Source organism: Porphyrobacter sp. TH134 (assembly GCF_002855495.1).
Taxonomy (GTDB): domain Bacteria; phylum Pseudomonadota; class Alphaproteobacteria; order Sphingomonadales; family Sphingomonadaceae; genus Erythrobacter.
The window spans coordinates 40676-56708 of record NZ_PKRO01000003.1; the positions used below are offsets into that span (position 1 = coordinate 40676).

Below are 16033 nucleotides of genomic sequence, written 5' to 3' on the forward strand. Positions count from 1 at the left end.
CCGGCCTCTTCGTCGTAACAATCCTTCGCTTCGGCGCTGAGCAAGGATGCGTTGCTTGCGGTAACGCTTTGTCAATCACGTTTCAGCTAATTTGAGGTTGGACGAGCGCCCCTTTCGCTCTCGGGTCCGGAACAAGGACGAGGCATGCCACTTGGCTTTCTCAAATCTTCGCGCGAGCCCAATCGCTCGGGGTCGGAGGCGCAGACCCCGGCAATGCCAGCGCGGCCTGATCGCTCGGTCGTGCTCGGAGAGGTCGAAGAACTGGGCATCGGCATGTTCTGGGCGACCGACGCCGATGGCCATCTCAGCTTTCTGTCGCAGCGCGCCCTGGCTGATCTTGGCGACCCTGATGGCGCATTGATCGGCACGCCGCTCAGCAAGGTCTTTCATGATGTCGAGGACGAGGGCACCGGCGCCAAGCAGCGCAGCATCGCCTTCAAGCTGAAGGCCCGCTCCAAGCTTGAAGAACAGATCGTCGCGGTATCCGACGGGCGCGGCGGCACGCGCTGGTGGCGGCTGAATGGCCGCCCGTTCCTTGACGCCAAAGGTGATTTTCAGGGCTATCGCGGCAGCGCGGTCGATATTTCGGCGCAATATGCCTACGACACCCAGGTCGCACGCCAATCGCAGGTGGATGAACTGACCGGGCTCGCCAATCGCCGCAAGCTGGGCGAACGGCTGACCGCGATGCTCGCCGCCTTCCGCGTCAGCCAACGCAGCTGCGCGCTGATGATGCTTGATCTCGACCGCTTCAAGCAGATCAATGACACCATGGGTCACCCGGCGGGCGACGAGCTGCTGAAACAGGTAGCGCAGCGCTTGCAATCGATCGTCAAGGATGCGGGCGAAGTCGGACGGCTGGGCGGCGACGAGTTTCAGGTGCTGCTGCCTGATATGGATGACCGCGGCACGCTGGGCGAGCTGGCGAACCGCATCGTCCAATCGCTTTCACAGCCCTATCAGATCAACGGACGGCGCGCGATCATCGGCACATCGGTCGGCATTGCGGTGGCGCCCTATGACGGGGTCGATACCGACGAGCTGACACGCGCTGCCGACATGGCGCTCTATTCCGCCAAGGAAACCCGCGGCGGCACCTTCTGCTTCTTCACCAGCGAACTGCGCGACGCCGCATCGAAGACCGCCATCCTTGGCGACCGACTGCGCGATGCAGTGGACCGGAACGAATTGCGGCTGGCCTATCAGCCGCTGGTCGATCCGGTGACCAACGAGGTCAAATGCTTTGAAGCCTTGCTACGCTGGCACGACGAGGATCAGGGTTATATCAGCCCCGCCCAATTCATCCCGGTGGCCGAAAATGATGATCTGATCATCCGCATCGGAGAGGCCGCGCTCAAGCAGGCCTGCATCGACGCTCAGGCATGGCCGGACCCCATCCGCGTTGCCGTCAATGTTTCCGCAAAGCAGTTCATCCGTCCCGGCCTTCGCAAGGCAGTGGCCGCTGCGCTGGAAGCATCAGGCCTGCCACCCCAGCGGCTTGAACTGGAAATCACCGAGAGCGTGTTTGTCGGCGACCTGGAAACGGTCGATGCGACTTTCCGCGATCTGAAAAAGCTGGGCGTGCGCCTTGCGCTCGACGATTTCGGGACCGGCTATTCCTCGCTCGGCTATCTGAAGCACGGCCATTTCGACAAGATCAAGATCGACCAGAGCTTTGTGCGCGGCTGCACCGAAAACGGCGATATCAACCCGGCGATCATCACCGCGATCGTCGCCCTGGCCAAGGCGCTCGGCATGGAGACCGTGGCGGAAGGCGTGGAGGCGATGGACGAGCTGGCGCTGGTGCGCGAACGCGGCGCGGATCTGGTGCAGGGCTATATCTTCTCCAAGGCGCTCGACCAGGAACAGGTGCTGGCGCAATTCGCCGATGGCACCGCCCTGTTCCGCCCCAGCGGACCGCCGCGCCACCGGGCCGAACGCATAACCATCTTCCGCAAGGTCGGCCTGATCCACGAGGATCACTACTACGACGTGATTCTGCGCAACCTGTCAAAAACCGGCGCGCGCATCACTGGCCTTGCCGGGGTTCCGGTCGGCACCGATGTGGTGCTTGATCTGGGGCATGGGCAGCTGGTGGTCAGCAAGGTGGTGAACGCGACCGAGAACAGCCAGGGGCTCCAGTTCGAAACCTCGCTGATCAACGATGGTAGCGGGGGGTTCATGACCCGCCATCGCATCTCGCCCTACTCGCTGGCCGAAGCGGGCATCCCGCTGGCGGCGCTGGGCGCGGGGGCGTTCCCGCTGGCCAAATGGCGCGATGCGAACAAGACGATCCCCAAATTCGTGCAACTGGAATTGAGCGCTCCGGGGCTTTGAACCGGCCGCTGTATGTTCCACGTGAAACATGCAGCGGGCGGGATCTCGTCGGGGTCTGGGCTGGTTAACCCGGGCCTAACCGCTCACCCGCGCCCGCGATAGCCCGGCACGCCCTGATCGGGCAGCCACAAGCCTTCAGGCGGCTGGCCCGATTGCCAGAACACATCAATCGGAATACCGCCGCGCGGATACCAATAACCGCCGATCCGCAGCCATTGCGGGCGCATTTCTTCAAACAGGCGCACCCCGATCCCGACGGTCACGTCTTCATGAAACCCGTTGTGATTGCGGAAAGAGCCGAGAAACAACTTGAGGCTTTTGCTCTCGACGATCGTCTCGCCCGGCACATAGTCGATGACCAGATGCGCAAAATCGGGCTGGCTCGTCACCGGGCACAGCGACGTGAACTCCGGTGAGACAAACCTCACCAGAAAGGTCAGGCCGGGGCGCGGATTAGGGACGTAATCGAGCACCGCTTCTTCGGGCGAGGCGGGCAGCGGCGTGTCGCGCCCAAGAAACTGGGGAGCGCGGTTGGGGGTTTCGGGTGTGCTTTGCATGCCGCGCACCTGCCTCGTTCCGCCGATGGGCGCAAGGGTGTAGCTGGACGCGGGGCCGCGGGCGGCTCTATGGAGGCGCGGCAAGCCTGCTCCCCAGCCGGCACACCGCACTCCCTTTTTCGACCCTATCGAGCCGCGTTGCCGCCCATGACCTATCTGCCCGCCCGCCTTTCCCCAAGCATTGCCGCCGCGCTTGCGCTGGCCGGGGTGCCTTTGGCATCGCTGAGCGCGCAGGACCAATCCGGCACTTTCAGCCTGCCCGAACCGACCCCCACGCCCGCGCCGGTGCCCGCTGGCCCCGCGGACGAACGCGCCGGGGTCGCCATTCCGCCGCGCGCCGCGGTGACCGCCGCTCCGGTGATCCAGCCTCTGCCTTCGCCTGCCCCCAGCGCCAGCCAGCCGCCGCCGAGGTTGCCTGCGCCTCCGCAGCCGCGTGCCGCTGCCAGCGCGCCACCGCCCGCCCAGCCGCGCGCGGCGGACGCGGCGGGCGCGCCGCCAGCACTGCCGCCGGTCACTGCCGAGACCGCGCCTGCCGCCGCGCCGCTGGCACCGGCACCCTCCCCTTCGGCCAGCCTTCCCGCTGACCTGCCGGACACCGGCCCCCAAACCGATCCGGCAGCGCCGCTGCTGCCCGATGGGTGGCCCTATGCGGCAGGCGGGCTTGGCGCGCTGTTGCTGCTAGGCGGAGGCGTGCTGGCCTGGCGGCGGCGCAAGCCCAAGGCTCCGCGCCTCTCTGCCCCGCCCGCCATAACCGGCTCATCCGAAGCAGCACTGGGAGCAGACGATCAACCCCGGCTTGACCTGACGCTGGAGATTACGGCGGCAACCCGCAGCCTGATGATGTTCACCATCGGCTGGCGGCTGACCATCGCCAACCGTTCCGACCGCGCGGTCAATGATCTGTCGGCGGCCGTGCAACTCGCCTGTGCGCGGGCCAGTGCAGGAGCGAATGCAGCGGGGGGCGCCGCTCCGTCCGCTGGCGCCGCGCAAGGCCTTGTGGGGATCGAGCGCATCGGCCCGCATCAGGCGCGCAGCCTGACCGGCACGGTGCAACTGCCGCTTTCAGCCATCGCGCCGCTGCGGCAGGGCACGACGCCGCTGTTCATCCCGCTGGCCCATGTCACGCTGGAGGGACAGGGCCTGCGCGCCATGACCCGCAGCTTCGTGATCGGCACGCCCAGCGCCAGCGGCCGGGTGCATCCGATCCTGCTTGACCAGCCGCCGGGGACTGTGGCGGGATTGATCGCCCAACCCATCGCGCTCACCCCGGATTCTGCCGCTGCCTGAACGCGCGCGCTTGGCAGCAGGCGGCCGGGCGCGCTAGGGTCTGGGGCATGACCCAGCTTCCCTCAGCGCTCGTATCGCCCCAATGGCTCGCCGATCACCTCGATAGTGGCAAGGCGGGCGAGGGATTGGCCGTGCTCGATGCCTCGCACCACCTGCCCGCTGCCGGGCGCGATGCGGCCAGCGAATTTGCCGCAGCGCATATTCCCGGTGCCCGCTTCCTTGGGCTGGGAAACCTGTTCGATGCCGGATCAAGCGTGCCTTACGCGGTTCCCACCCCGGCACAGTTGGCCGAGCGGCTGGCAGGCCTTGGCGTTGCGCCTGACGCGGCGATCATCCTTTATGACGACAGCGCGATCCGCACGGCTGCCCGCGCGTGGTTTGTGCTGACCGCGAGCGGCTGGCGCGGCGAGATCGCCATTCTTGACGGCGGTTTGGGCCAGTGGCGCGCACACGGCCTGCCGCTGGCAAGCGGAACGCCAGCATCGCCCCCCGCAGCGCCCGCCAGCCTTGCCGCCCCCACACGGGTGCGCAGCAAGGCCGACATGCTCGCCAATCTCGGCACCGCCAGCGAGCAGGTGCTGGACGCCCGCAGCGCCGACCGGGTTTATGGCACCGGGGTCGATCCGGTCCACGGCCTGCCGATGGGGCGGATCCCCGGCGCGCTGAACCTGCCCTTCACCGAGGTGCTGAACGCCGATGGCACCTACAAATCACCCGATGCCATCCGCGCCGCCTTCACCGCCGCCGGGATCGATCTGGCGCAGCCGCTGACCGCCAGCTGCGGCAGCGGTGTGACCGCCAGCGTGCTGTTGTTCGCGCTCCACCTGATCGGGGTGGATACAGCCATGCTGTATGATGGGAGCTGGAGCGAATGGGGCGCCGATCCGGCAACGCCCAAAGCGCAAGGGCCTGATGCATGAGCAGCGGCGGTGATGACGGGCATCTCAAGCCCGCGACCCGGCTGGTGCGCGGCGGGCGGCGCAAGGCGTGGACCGGCCCGGTCGTCAACCCCCCCATCTGGCGCGCCTCGACCCACCTTTATGACAAGGATGCCGATCGCCGCGCTGCGGGGGGCAACAACACCGACGGACAGTTCTTCTACGGCCGGCGCGGCGCGCCGACCCAATGGGCGCTGGCCGAGGCACTGACCCAGATCGAGCCGGGGGCTTACGGCACCCAGCTTTACCCCAGCGGGGTCGCCGCGATTGCGGGCGCGCTGCTCGCCGTGCTGAAGCCGGGTGACCGGCTGCTGATGGCCGACAATGCCTATGACCCTTCGCGCAGCATGGCGACCGGGCTGCTGACGCGGATGGGGGTGACGACCAGCTTTTTCGATCCGCGCGATGTGGACACCTACCGCGCGCTGTTTGCCGATCCGGTCAGGGCGGTGTGGCTCGAATCGCCCGGCAGCCTCACCTTCGAGGTTTGCGATGTCCCCGCCCTTGCCGCCATCGCCCGCGATCATGGCACGGTCAGCCTGATCGACAATACCTGGGCCAGCCCCTTGGGCTTTGCCGCGCTCCAGCATGGCTGCGACATCGTGATGATGAGCCTGTCGAAGCATGTCGGCGGCCATTCCGATCTGATGATGGGCAGCGCGAGTGCGGGCAAACGCTGGTACACCGCGCTGCGCCGCACCGCGCAGGAACTGGGGCAAGTCGTCTCGCCCGATGATGCCGCGCTGGCCGCGCGCGGGCTTCGCACCATGGCGGTACGGCTGGAGGCGCAGACCCGCTCGGCCTTGCAGATTGCTGCGTGGCTGGAAACCCGGCCCGAGGTCGCGCGCGTGCTGTGCCCGATGCTGCCGTCTGATCCCGGTCACGCCTTGTGGCGCCGCGACTTTACCGGCGGCTGCGGCCTGTTCGCCTTCGTGCTGGCGAGTGATGATCCGCAAGCCTCAGCCCGCGTGGCCGATGCGCTGCGCCTGTTCGGGATCGGCTATAGCTGGGGCGGATTTGAAAGCCTGGCGCTGCCGATAGCCCCGGAAGATTACCGCACCATCATGCCCGGCACCGGCGGCCAGCCGGCGCTCAGACTGGCGATCGGCCTGGAGGATCCCGGCGACCTGATTGCCGATCTGGCGCAGGCCTTGGCGCAGGCCTGATGGCTGTGCCCGCATCAGTCCCGGCCCCGGCGGAAACGCCCAATGTCAGCGGCGCAGATTCCGTGCGCGAGGATATTGCCGAACGCAGCCAGACCATCGGCGGCATCCTCAACCAGCTTGATCGCTGGGCGGTGGAGGTCGGCGACTGGCGCATTTCAGCCTTTGATGTGCTGTTTGCCGCTGCTGCCGTGCTGCTGGTGCTGGGCTTTGCGATGGCCGCCACCCGGCTGACGCGCAGCGCGCTGCGGCGGCTGACCGGGCTTGATGACACCCAGCGCGTGCTGACCGAGAAGATCGCGCAGATTGTCATCTGGATCATCACCTTCTTTCTCGGCGTCGATCTGCTCGGCATTGATCTGACCGCCCTGACGGTGTTTTCGGGCGCCTTTGGCCTTGCCATCGGGTTTGGTCTGCAAAAGACCTTCGGCAATCTGATTTCGGGCATCATCTTGCTGATGGACAAGTCGATCAAGCCGGGCGACGTGATCGCGGTGAGCGATCCGACCGGGCAACAGACCTTCGGCCAGATCCGCAAGATCGGCATCCGGGCGATTTCCGTGGTGACCCGTGACGAACGCGAATACCTGATCCCCAACGAAAACCTGATGATCAATCAGGTCGAAAACTGGTCCTATTCCTCGCGCAATGTGCGGGTGCAGGTGCAGGTGGGGGTCAGCTATGATGCCGATATGGCGCTTGCCGAAAAGCTGATGCTTCAGGCGGCCAGCAAGGCGCGCCGGGTGCTGGCCCTGCCGCCGCCGACAGTGTGGTGGAACGGGTTTGGCGACAATGCGGTCAATTTCACCATCCACTGCTGGATCAACGATCCCGAGGAAGGGGTCGGCAATGTGCGCAGCGATGTGCTGCGGCATGTGTGGGGATTGTTCAAGGAGCACGAGATTGCGCTGCCCTACCCCCAGCGCGACCTCAATTTGCAGGGAACCGAGGCGCTCGATCGGGTGATCGCCGCGCTCGAAGCGCGCCGGGCGGACCCGCCCGACCCCGCGCAATAGTTCCGCTACGCGCCGGGCAACCCATTCTCGCTGGCATGCGGGCACGCGCTGGCCCATTTGCACGGTCATGGACAAGACTGGCACTATCTATCTCGTCGGCGCGGGGCCGGGTCCGGTGGACCTGCTGACCTTGCGCGCCGTCCGCCTGATCGAGGCCGCGCGCGTGATCGTGCATGACGGGCTGATCGGGCCTGACATTCTGGGCCTCGCTCGCTCGGATGCCCGCCTGATCTCGGTCGCCAAGCAGCGCGCTCGCCACACCCTGCCGCAAGAGGACATCAATGCGCTGCTGGTGGCTGAGGCTTTGGCGGGGCGCGATGTGGTGCGGTTGAAGGGCGGCGATCCTTTCATCTTCGGGCGCGGCGGCGAAGAAGCGGAAGCGGCGCGCGCGGCAGGCGTCCGGGTCGAAGTTGTCCCCGGCATCAGCGCGGCGCAAGGCGCGGGCGCGGCGGCGCAGATTGCACTGACCCACCGCGACGCGTCCAGCATCGTCAGTTTTGTGGCCGGGCAATGCAAGGGCCTCGCCGAGCAGGACTGGTCCGGCCTCGCGGGCAAGGGCCGCACGCTCGTGATCTACATGGGCGTCTCCACCGCGCCCCAGATCGCCGAGAAACTGATGGCCGATGGCCTCGCCCCCGACATGCCGGTCGCCGTGATCGAAAACGCCGCGCGCCCGGAAATGCGGGTGTTGCGGGGCTTGCTCGCCGGGCTGCCCGATCTGGTCGAGGCCGAGGCGGTGAAAAGCCCGGCGCTGATCGTGATCGGCGAGGTGACGGCGCGCCAGTTCGACCAAGGCCGTGATGCCAGCGAAAGTTGGGACCTGGAGCGGCAAACGCATTTCGTTGAAGCCCTAGGCCCCAGCTTGCGCTGGGGTGACGGAGAGCAAGAAGCATGAAAATCCTCACCGGAAATGACCTGCGCTCGGGCGCTGTCACATGGTGGAACGGCACCGGCTGGTCGCTGTTCGTCGACGACGCCGTCGATGTCGGCGATGACGCGGAAGAAATCCTCGCCCGCGAGGAAGCCGCGCGCCGCGTCAACGTGCCCTACGCCATTGAAGCCACCATCGATGCGGGCGGCCATGTTCGCCCCGCGCATATCAAGGACCGGGTGCGCGCACTCGGCCCGACCGTGCGGCGCGACCTCGCCGTGCCGACCGCCAACAAGACTGGCTGGGACTGGGTGATCTGACATGTATCAATACGACCAATATGATCAGGCGATGGTCGATGCCCGCGTCGAGGAATTCCGCGACCAGGCCCGCCGCCGCCTCGAAGGCAAGCTGACCGAGGACCAGTTCAAGCCGCTCAGGCTGATGAACGGGCTCTATTTGCAGCTCCACGCCTATATGCTGCGCGTCGCCATTCCCTATGGCACGCTCAACGCGCGGCAGATGGAGGCGCTGGCTGACATCGCGGAGAAGTATGACCGCGGCTACGGCCACTTCACCACGCGCCAGAACATCCAGTACAACTGGATCAAGCTGGAAGACGCCGCCGATATCCTCGCCGATCTGGCGAGGGTCGAAATGCACGCCATCCAGACCAGCGGCAATTGCATCCGTAACATCAGCGCCGATCACTTCGCGGGCGCTGCGGCGGACGAAGTGGTGGACCCTCGCCCCTATGCCGAGCTGATGCGCCAGTGGTCGAGCTTCCACCCGGAGTTCACCTACCTGCCGCGCAAGTTCAAGATCGCGGTGATCGGCTCCGAAACGGACCGGGCAGCGATGCGGCTGCACGATATCGGCATCCGCATCGTCAAGCGTGACGGCGAAGTCGGCGCGCAGTTCTATGCGGGTGGCGGCATGGGTCGTACCCCGATGATCGCCCCGCTGATCCGCGACTTCGTGCCGCTCGATCAGCTGATCACCTATGCCGAGGCGTGCCTGCGGGTCTACAACCGCTACGGCCGGCGCGACAACAAGTACAAGGCGCGGATCAAGATCCTCGTCCATGAACTGGGCGCGGCGGAATACACCCGGCAGGTCGAGGAAGAATTCGCCCATATGCTGAGCGTCGGGGTGGAGCCACCACTGGAGGAGCTGGCGCGGATTGCGGCGCATTTCGCTGATCCCGCCTTCGTCGAGGGCCCCAAGACGCTCGACCGTTCTGACCCCGATTTCGCACTGTGGGTGGATCGCAACACGCACCGCCACAAGCATGACGCCTATGTCTCGGCGGTCATCAGCCTCAAGCCCGCAGGCGGCATTCCCGGCGATGCCACGGCTGACCAGATGCGTCTGATGGCGCGGCTGGCCAAGCAATACAGCTTTGACGAACTGCGGGTGATGCACACGCAGAACGTGCTGCTGCCCCACGTGCGGATTGCCGATCTGCATGCGCTGTGGACCGCGCTGGACGAAGCGGGTCTCGGATCGCCCAACATGGACACGATCGAGGATATCATCGCCTGCCCCGGCCTTGATTATTGCAGCCTCGCCAACGCCCGCTCGATCCCGCTGGCCCAGCGCATTTCGGAACGGTTCGCGCAAACGGGCCGCACCGAAGTGATCGGCGAATTGAAGCTGAAAATCTCCGGCTGCATCAATGCTTGCGGGCACCACCATGCGGGCCACATCGGCATCCTCGGCGTCGACAAGAAGGGCACCGAGAATTACCAGCTCTCATTGGGCGGGTCGGAGGCGGAGGATGTCAGCCTCGCCAAGATCACCGGCCCCGGCTTTGACGAGGACGGCGTGATCGCCGCGGTCGAGAAGGTCACCGACGTCTATCTCGAAGCCCGCGCCGAAGGCGAGCGCTTCCTCGACACCTACCGCCGCATCGGCATGGAGCCGTTCAAGGAGGCGCTTTATGGCTGACAATCTCGGCACCTCGCCCGACGAAGTGCAATTCCGCTTCCGCGATGACGAGGCGGTCGATCACGGCACCGTCACCGTTGACGCTTGCTGCGACCAGACCAACGCGGCCGCCGTCCGGATTGAGCCGGGCGATGATGCGCGGTTGCTGCTGCCCTTCCTCGACCGGCTGGCTTTGGTGGAGGTCAACTTCCCCAGCTTTGGCGACGGGCGCGGCTATTCAGCGGCGCGCATTCTGCGCGAGGCCGGCTACACCGGCGAGCTGCGCGCCGTGGGTCAGGTGCTGATCGACCAATTGAGCCACATGCGCCGCTGCGGGTTCGACAGCTTCGCCCCCGACAAGCGCCTCGACGAGGAAGACGCGCGCCGCGCCTTCGCAACGTGGGACAACGTGTACCAGCGCGCAGCGGATGCGCGCCGGACCATCGCGGACAAGCGCCATGAAGCCTGACGTCTCCCTCGGAAAGATCGGGATGATCGCGCGCACGCCCGACATCCTCGACCTCGCGCCGCGCTTTACCGAACATGATGCGGTGCGCCTGAACCGCATGTTCCGGGGCGCATCGACGCAGGAAATGCTGGAAGCGGTGATCCGCGATGGGCTCGCGGGGGATCTGGCGGTCGTCTCCAGCTTCGGTGCGGAAAGCGCTGTGCTGCTGCATCTGATCGCCAGCGTTGATCCGGCCGTGCCGGTGCTGTTCCTCGATACGGGCAAGCATTTTCCCGAAACGCTGGCCTATCGCGATGAACTGGTGGGCCGGCTCGGCCTCAATCTGGTGGTGCTGACGCCGGAGCCTGAGGAATTGGCCAAGCGCGACGAAACCGGCCTGCGCTGGTCCTATGATCCGGATGGCTGCTGCGAAATCCGCAAGGTCAAGCCGCTGGCCAAAGCGCTGGCGCATTACGATGCCAGCTTCACGGGCCGCAAATCCTTCCAGTCCTCAACCCGCGCCAATCTGCCCCGCTTCGAGGTGGACACCAGCGACGCGCAAGGGCGGCTCAAGATCAACCCGCTGATCGATTGGGATGCGGGCCAGCTCGAAGGCTACTTCATCCAGCACGACCTGCCGCGCCACCCGCTGATTGCCCAAGGTTACCCCTCGATTGGCTGTTCGCCCTGCACCTCGCAGGTCGCGCCGGGCGAAGACCCGCGATCAGGGCGGTGGAAGGGCTGGGACAAGACCGAATGCGGCATCCACAAGCCGGGCGAAGAGCCGTTTCTTTAGAATCGTCGTCCCGGACTTGATCCGGGACCGCTATCAGCCAAGCGCCACGTTTCGAGCGATCCCGGGTCAAGCCCGGGATGACGATGTAGTGCTTACAGCCAACCCTCGCGCCGATACCATTCGGCAGTCGCCTTCAGTCCTTCCTCGCCGCTGATGCGCGGCTGCCAGATAGCCGGTGGCGGCTTGCGGTCGAAGCGCGACACCCAGTTGGGATGCGCCATATAGCCTACCCGGTCGGCGGTGAGTTTCGCGCGGTCGCCGCGAATGATCCGGTCGGCGGCAGCGGCAGCATCCAGCACCGCGCGCGGCAGGTGCGGGGCGAAGACGCTGCGCCTGCCCACCGCACGGCCTATGGCTTGCGCAAGTTCCTTATGGCTCCACCCGCCCTCGCGCCCGTCATCGGGTTCGTAAGTCTGCTTTTTGGTCGAGGCTGCGTTTCCTGCGGCAAGCGCGACAAGAAGCCGCGCCAGATCGTCGGCGTGAATGATCGAACTCGCCCCGCCGGGCGGCAAGGGGACGAAGCCCCGCTTGGCGGTGCGGAACATCTCCAGATAGTCGACATCGCGCGGACCATAGACCCCGGGCGGGCGCACTGTGGTCCAGTCAAGGCCGCTTGCCTCCACCAGCGCTTCGGCCTGCGCCTTCGACGCGCCATAGGCCGACAGGCCCGGCATGCGGGCCGCCAGCGACGAAACAAACACCAGCCGTTTGACGCCGGCCTGCCTCAGTGCGGCAATGACATTGGCGGTGCCGGTGACATTCGCAGCCTCGAACGCCGCAGGGTCAGGGGTGTTGGTGAGGCCAGCGACATGGATCAACGCATCGGCCCCGGCGACCAGCGCGCAAAGCGCGGCCGCATCGCCCAGATCGCCCCTTACCCATTCGACACCCAGGCGCGCCGTCTGATCGCGGCGGGCCAGAGCGCGCACCTGATGCTCCTCGGCCAGCGCCGCATTGAGCACGGCGCTGCCGACAAAGCCGGTCGCCCCGGTCAGCGCGATCACGCTCACAGCAAGACCATGTGGTCACGGTGGATGACGCAGGACCGCGGCGCATAGCCAAGCCGCTCGGCCTGATCCTCGGCGCGGCGGCCGGCGATCAGCTGCATTTCGGCGGCGTCATATTCGGCGAGGCCCTGCGCCAGCCGTTCACCCTTCATGCTGACCACGCTGACCAGATCACCGCGCCGGAATTGCCCGGATACGCCGACCACGCCCGCCGCCAGCAGGCTTGCCCCGCCCGCTTTCAGGGCTTGCGCGCAGCCTGTGTCGACACGCAGTTCGCCAGCCGGGGCCAGCCGCCCGCCCAGCCAAGCCTTGCGGGCAGAATCAGTACGAACGGGCAAGAACAGCGTCCCCGTACCCGCCGCCAGGGCATGGGCGATGGGTGCATCATGCGTGCCGTTCATAATCGCGAGCGCGATCCCGGCGCGCGTCGCGATCTGCGCGGCTTGCAGCTTGGATGTCATCCCGCCCGAACCCATGCCCGAGGAGGAAGACCCGCTCGCCATCGCCATCACGTCAGGCGTTACCGCGTCAACCACCGGCACCAGCGCAGCGCCTGCTTCACGCGGGTCGCGGTCAAACAGCCCGTCGACGTCCGACAACAGCAGCACCAGATCGGCATTGGCCGCCTGTGCCACCCGCGCGGCCAGCCGGTCGTTGTCGCCGAAGCGGATTTCCTCGGTCGCCACGCTGTCATTTTCGTTGATGACAGGGATCACCCCCGCCTCCAGCAAGCGGTCGAGCGTGGCCGACGCGTTGAGATAGCGCCGCCGGTCTTCCAGATCGCCCAGCGTCAGCAGCATTTGCGCCGCGGTGATCCCCTCATCGCCCAGCGCGCGGCTCCAGAGGTCGGCCAGCGCGATCTGCCCGACGGCAGCTGCAGCCTGCGCATCGGCCAGGCTTCCGCGCCCGCCCTTGGGCAAGGCGAGCCGGGCTGCCCCCAGTGCAATCGCGCCGGAGCTTACCACAATCACCTGCGCGCCGGCACGGCGCAGCGCGACAAGATCGCCGGCCATCCGGGTCAGCCAGGCTTCACGCGCCTGCCCGCCGCCCACCAGCAGCGCGCTGCCGATCTTGACCACGATCCGCCGCGCGGCGGTGATGTCAGACAGGCTGGTCAGCATCGCCGGGCTTACAGCGGCGACCAGTCGCTGGCGTCTTCCTCATGCTCGACCTCGACCGTCTTGGTCTCGGTCGAGGTGCGATCGGGCAGGTAGCCGAGCACCGCATCGAGCAGTTCGGGGATGCCCGCGCCGGTCACGCCGGACACCGCGAACACCTTGTCCGCACCGGCGGCCAGCAATTCCTCGCTATAGGCCTCGACCAGTTCAGCATCCGCCAGGTCGAGCTTGTTGAGCACCACCAGCCGCGCCTTGTCCTCAAGGCCCGCGCCGTAGGCTGCCAGTTCATCCTCGACGATCCGCATCGCTTCGGCAGGGTCGGCGTCTTCGGTGCCGGTGATGTCGATCAGGTGGATCAGCACCCGGCAGCGTTCGATATGGCCGAGGAAGCGGTCACCGATCCCGACGCCTTCGGCTGCGCCTTCGATCAGGCCCGGAATATCCGCCAGAACGAATTCGCGGCCCTTGTGGCGCACCACACCCAGCTTTGGCACCAGCGTGGTGAAGGCATAGGCGCCCACCTTCGCGCCCGCATTGGACACAGCATTGATGAAGGTCGATTTGCCCGCGTTCGGCATGCCCACAAGGCCAACATCGGCCAGCAGCTTGAGCCGCAGCCACACCCAGGCTTCCTGACCGGGTATCCCGTCCTGATGCTGGCGCGGGGCACGGTTGGTGGACGTCTTGTAGCTCGCGTTGCCACGCCCGCCCATCCCGCCTTCAAGGAAGGTGACGCGCTGGCCGACCTGCGTGAAATCGGCGAGCACTTCTTCCTTGTCTTCGGACAAGACCTGCGTTCCGACCGGCACCTTGATGACGAGCGGCTTGGCCGACGCGCCCGTGCGGTCCTTGCCCATCCCGTGCTGACCACGCGGGGCTTTGAAATGCTGCGAATAGCGGAAGTCGATCAGCGTGTTGAGGCCCGCTACGGCTTCAAACACGATGTCGCCGCCGTTGCCGCCGTTGCCGCCGTCAGGGCCGCCATATTCGACGTACATCTCACGCCGGAACGAGACGGCGCCGGGGCCGCCTCCGCCGGACTTCACATAGATCTTGGCTTGGTCGAGAAAATGCATCGCGCGCCCATAGGCAATTTTTGCTGCGATTGCGAGGGGAATGGCACGTCAGAGCCTTGCTATGAACGGAGCGAGCCTCTCGGGCACATCGTCCGGCGTGTGGACAAGGCACGAAAGCACTTCGGCGCTTTCCACCAGACGCGGCCCCGGACGGTTGAACAGGTGGTGGCCATCGACCGCAAACACCCGCCCCTCGCGCACCGCGCGCAAGGCCTGCCATTGCGGCTCAGCCAGCAGCGCGCGGGCTTCGGGAAGGGTCTGGCCGAGCTGGTAGCCGCAGGGCATCAGCGCGATGATATCAGGATCGGCGGCGGCGATCGCGTCAAAGGTGATCCAGTGCGAATGGACGCCGGGGTCGGCCAGCAGCGGATCGGCCCCGGCAGCGCGCACCAGTTCGGGCACCCAGTTGCCGGCTACCATCAGCGGTTCCATCCATTCGACCGCGAGCATGGTCGGGCGCGGAGCCACTGGTTTGGGCAGCGCGGCGATTCCCGCCTGCATCCGCGCCGCAGCAGGGGCGGCGCGGTCCGGCACGCCCGCCGCATCGGCCACCCGCTGAAGATCGCCGTACACGTCCGACAGATCATCGGGTGCGAGCGAGACCAGCACGGGCGGCGTGCCAACCCATGCCGCCAGCGCTTCCTCCAGATCGGCGGGCGTCACGGCGCAGACAGCGCATTGCGCCTGCGTCAGGATCACATCAGGCCTGAGCGAACGCAGCAGAGCGGCATCGACATCATAGACCGACAGGCCCTTCTCGACGATCGCCTTCACCCGGTCTTCGATCGCTTGCGATGTCAGCCCCTTTTCCAGCTTGGTCGAGGTACAAACCGGCAGCGCTTTCACCGCCGGGGGAAAGTCGCATTCGTGGCTGCGGCCCACCAAATTGCCCTCCAACCCCAGCGCCACCGCGAGTTCGGTGGCGCTGGGGAGCAGCGAGACGATGCGCAAAGGCTGGTTGGTCATACCCGTCGGCGCCTATCAGCCAGCGCCGGGATGCGCGCCAGCACCTGCCAGCCGAGCCACAGCCCGGCAAACCACAGCGCATCATTCAGCGCGATTTGCGCGACGATGTGCGGGGCAAACAGCGCCGGATCGCCGAACGGCAGGGCGTAGGCGAACAGGCTGACTTCAAACGCAGCAAACGCGCCAACAAAGGCGAGCAGCGGGTTGTCCTGTGCCTTTGCCAACCCGCGGGCCGCGGCAAAGGCGATCAAGCTGGACACCAGCAGCGAAAGACCCGCCGCGAATGTCGGCGCGTCCCACGGGAAGCCCATCAGCCCAAAACCGAGCACCTGATTGCCCAGCCAGCACAGCGCGACCGTCGCCAGCCCCCGCCGCGCCGGCATCGCGAGCGCACAGATCGTCGCGATGGCCGCGAACGGCATCATGCAGGCCAGCACCACCGTACCTGTGAGCGTGGTGGCGGCGAGCACCGCAGGCAATGCCAGCGCGGGGAGCGATTTTGCAAAATCCGTCATCATCATGCC

The 16033-nt window shown here is 66.4% G+C and carries 16 protein-coding genes; 10 read left to right on the forward strand and 6 right to left on the reverse strand.

The features are described 5' to 3' along the window. Positions 1-144 precede the first annotated feature (144 nt). Positions 145-2337 (forward strand): putative bifunctional diguanylate cyclase/phosphodiesterase, encoded by a 2193-nt coding sequence (locus tag C0V72_RS02205; RefSeq protein ID WP_233999733.1) that lies wholly within the window; start codon positions 145-147, stop codon positions 2335-2337. An 83-nt stretch (positions 2338-2420) separates the two neighbouring features. Here C0V72_RS02205 and queF read toward each other — a convergent pair whose 3' ends face one another. Continuing rightward, positions 2421-2894 carry a preQ(1) synthase gene (queF, locus tag C0V72_RS02210; protein ID WP_101791584.1) on the reverse strand — a complete coding sequence of 158 codons (474 nt, stop codon included), beginning with the start codon at positions 2892-2894 and terminating at the stop codon, positions 2421-2423. A gap of 147 nt (positions 2895-3041) precedes the next feature. On the opposite strand from queF, the gene C0V72_RS02215 reads away from it, so the two are divergent. From C0V72_RS02215 to C0V72_RS02255, 9 genes are all read left to right on the forward strand, one after another. Continuing rightward, positions 3042-4181, forward strand: coding sequence for a hypothetical protein (locus C0V72_RS02215; RefSeq protein WP_101791585.1), 1140 nt, complete (start codon positions 3042-3044; stop codon positions 4179-4181). A gap of 47 nt (positions 4182-4228) precedes the next feature. After that, positions 4229-5101 (forward strand): sulfurtransferase, encoded by an 873-nt coding sequence (locus tag C0V72_RS02220; protein ID WP_101791586.1) that lies wholly within the window; start codon positions 4229-4231, stop codon positions 5099-5101. Beyond that, complete coding sequence (metC, locus tag C0V72_RS02225) at positions 5098-6285, forward strand: cystathionine beta-lyase (RefSeq protein WP_101791587.1); 1188 nt, start codon at positions 5098-5100, stop codon at positions 6283-6285. Before C0V72_RS02220 ends, metC begins: the two co-directional genes overlap by 4 nt. Further along, positions 6285-7298 (forward strand): mechanosensitive ion channel family protein, encoded by a 1014-nt coding sequence (locus tag C0V72_RS02230; protein WP_101791588.1) that lies wholly within the window; start codon positions 6285-6287, stop codon positions 7296-7298. Before metC ends, C0V72_RS02230 begins: the two co-directional genes overlap by 1 nt. Before the next feature lie 67 nt (positions 7299-7365). After that, positions 7366-8193 (forward strand): uroporphyrinogen-III C-methyltransferase, encoded by an 828-nt coding sequence (gene cobA / locus C0V72_RS02235; RefSeq protein WP_233999734.1) that lies wholly within the window; start codon positions 7366-7368, stop codon positions 8191-8193. Then, on the forward strand, positions 8190-8489 hold the full coding sequence (locus C0V72_RS02240) for a DUF2849 domain-containing protein (protein ID WP_101791589.1): 300 nt from the start codon (positions 8190-8192) through the stop codon (positions 8487-8489). Before cobA ends, C0V72_RS02240 begins: the two co-directional genes overlap by 4 nt. 1 nt (position 8490) lies before the next feature. Further along, the gene (locus C0V72_RS02245; protein WP_101791590.1) at positions 8491-10119 is read left to right on the forward strand and encodes a nitrite/sulfite reductase; all 1629 of its coding nucleotides are present in this window, start codon (positions 8491-8493) and stop codon (positions 10117-10119) included. Then, a complete protein-coding gene (locus C0V72_RS02250) occupies positions 10112-10567 on the forward strand; it encodes a DUF934 domain-containing protein (protein WP_101791591.1) in 456 nt (151 codons plus the stop codon). The genes C0V72_RS02245 and C0V72_RS02250 overlap by 8 nt, the downstream gene beginning before the upstream one ends. Continuing rightward, positions 10557-11342 (forward strand): phosphoadenylyl-sulfate reductase, encoded by a 786-nt coding sequence (locus C0V72_RS02255; RefSeq protein ID WP_172438877.1) that lies wholly within the window; start codon positions 10557-10559, stop codon positions 11340-11342. The genes C0V72_RS02250 and C0V72_RS02255 overlap by 11 nt, the downstream gene beginning before the upstream one ends. 92 nt (positions 11343-11434) lie before the next feature. Here C0V72_RS02255 and C0V72_RS02260 read toward each other — a convergent pair whose 3' ends face one another. From C0V72_RS02260 to C0V72_RS02280, 5 genes are read right to left on the reverse strand one after another with little or no spacing between them, the layout of a single operon-like run. Continuing rightward, positions 11435-12346 (reverse strand): NAD-dependent epimerase/dehydratase family protein, encoded by a 912-nt coding sequence (locus C0V72_RS02260; protein WP_442792546.1) that lies wholly within the window; start codon positions 12344-12346, stop codon positions 11435-11437. Positions 12347-12348: 2 nt separating this feature from the next. Further along, a complete protein-coding gene (proB, locus tag C0V72_RS02265) occupies positions 12349-13470 on the reverse strand; it encodes a glutamate 5-kinase (RefSeq protein ID WP_101791593.1) in 1122 nt (373 codons plus the stop codon). A gap of 8 nt (positions 13471-13478) precedes the next feature. Further along, positions 13479-14543: a GTPase ObgE gene (obgE, locus tag C0V72_RS02270; protein WP_101791594.1), complete on the reverse strand. Its 1065-nt coding sequence runs from the start codon at positions 14541-14543 to the stop codon at positions 13479-13481. Between the two features lie 48 nt (positions 14544-14591). Then, positions 14592-15509 carry an ABC transporter substrate-binding protein gene (locus C0V72_RS02275; RefSeq protein ID WP_101791595.1) on the reverse strand — a complete coding sequence of 306 codons (918 nt, stop codon included), beginning with the start codon at positions 15507-15509 and terminating at the stop codon, positions 14592-14594. Beyond that, positions 15506-16024, reverse strand: coding sequence for a hypothetical protein (locus tag C0V72_RS02280; RefSeq protein ID WP_143704509.1), 519 nt, complete (start codon positions 16022-16024; stop codon positions 15506-15508). Before C0V72_RS02280 ends, C0V72_RS02275 begins: the two co-directional genes overlap by 4 nt. Between the last annotated feature and the right edge of the window lie 9 nt (positions 16025-16033).

Bases quoted from the DNA above. Each gene is read 5' to 3' on its own strand.
- C0V72_RS02205 (WP_233999733.1), top strand. From the start codon at position 145: ATGCCACTTGGCTTTCTCAAATCTTCGCGCGAGCCCAATCGCTCGGGG.
- queF (WP_101791584.1), bottom strand. From the start codon at position 2,894: ATGCAAAGCACACCCGAAACCCCCAACCGCGCTCCCCAGTTTCTTGGG.
- C0V72_RS02215 (WP_101791585.1), top strand. From the start codon at position 3,042: ATGACCTATCTGCCCGCCCGCCTTTCCCCAAGCATTGCCGCCGCGCTT.
- C0V72_RS02220 (WP_101791586.1), top strand. From the start codon at position 4,229: ATGACCCAGCTTCCCTCAGCGCTCGTATCGCCCCAATGGCTCGCCGAT.
- metC (WP_101791587.1), top strand. From the start codon at position 5,098: ATGAGCAGCGGCGGTGATGACGGGCATCTCAAGCCCGCGACCCGGCTG.
- C0V72_RS02230 (WP_101791588.1), top strand. From the start codon at position 6,285: ATGGCTGTGCCCGCATCAGTCCCGGCCCCGGCGGAAACGCCCAATGTC.
- cobA (WP_233999734.1), top strand. From the start codon at position 7,366: ATGGACAAGACTGGCACTATCTATCTCGTCGGCGCGGGGCCGGGTCCG.
- C0V72_RS02240 (WP_101791589.1), top strand. From the start codon at position 8,190: ATGAAAATCCTCACCGGAAATGACCTGCGCTCGGGCGCTGTCACATGG.
- C0V72_RS02245 (WP_101791590.1), top strand. From the start codon at position 8,491: ATGTATCAATACGACCAATATGATCAGGCGATGGTCGATGCCCGCGTC.
- C0V72_RS02250 (WP_101791591.1), top strand. From the start codon at position 10,112: ATGGCTGACAATCTCGGCACCTCGCCCGACGAAGTGCAATTCCGCTTC.
- C0V72_RS02255 (WP_172438877.1), top strand. From the start codon at position 10,557: ATGAAGCCTGACGTCTCCCTCGGAAAGATCGGGATGATCGCGCGCACG.
- proB (WP_101791593.1), bottom strand. From the start codon at position 13,470: ATGCTGACCAGCCTGTCTGACATCACCGCCGCGCGGCGGATCGTGGTC.
- obgE (WP_101791594.1), bottom strand. From the start codon at position 14,543: ATGCATTTTCTCGACCAAGCCAAGATCTATGTGAAGTCCGGCGGAGGC.
- C0V72_RS02275 (WP_101791595.1), bottom strand. From the start codon at position 15,509: ATGACCAACCAGCCTTTGCGCATCGTCTCGCTGCTCCCCAGCGCCACC.
- C0V72_RS02280 (WP_143704509.1), bottom strand. From the start codon at position 16,024: ATGACGGATTTTGCAAAATCGCTCCCCGCGCTGGCATTGCCTGCGGTG.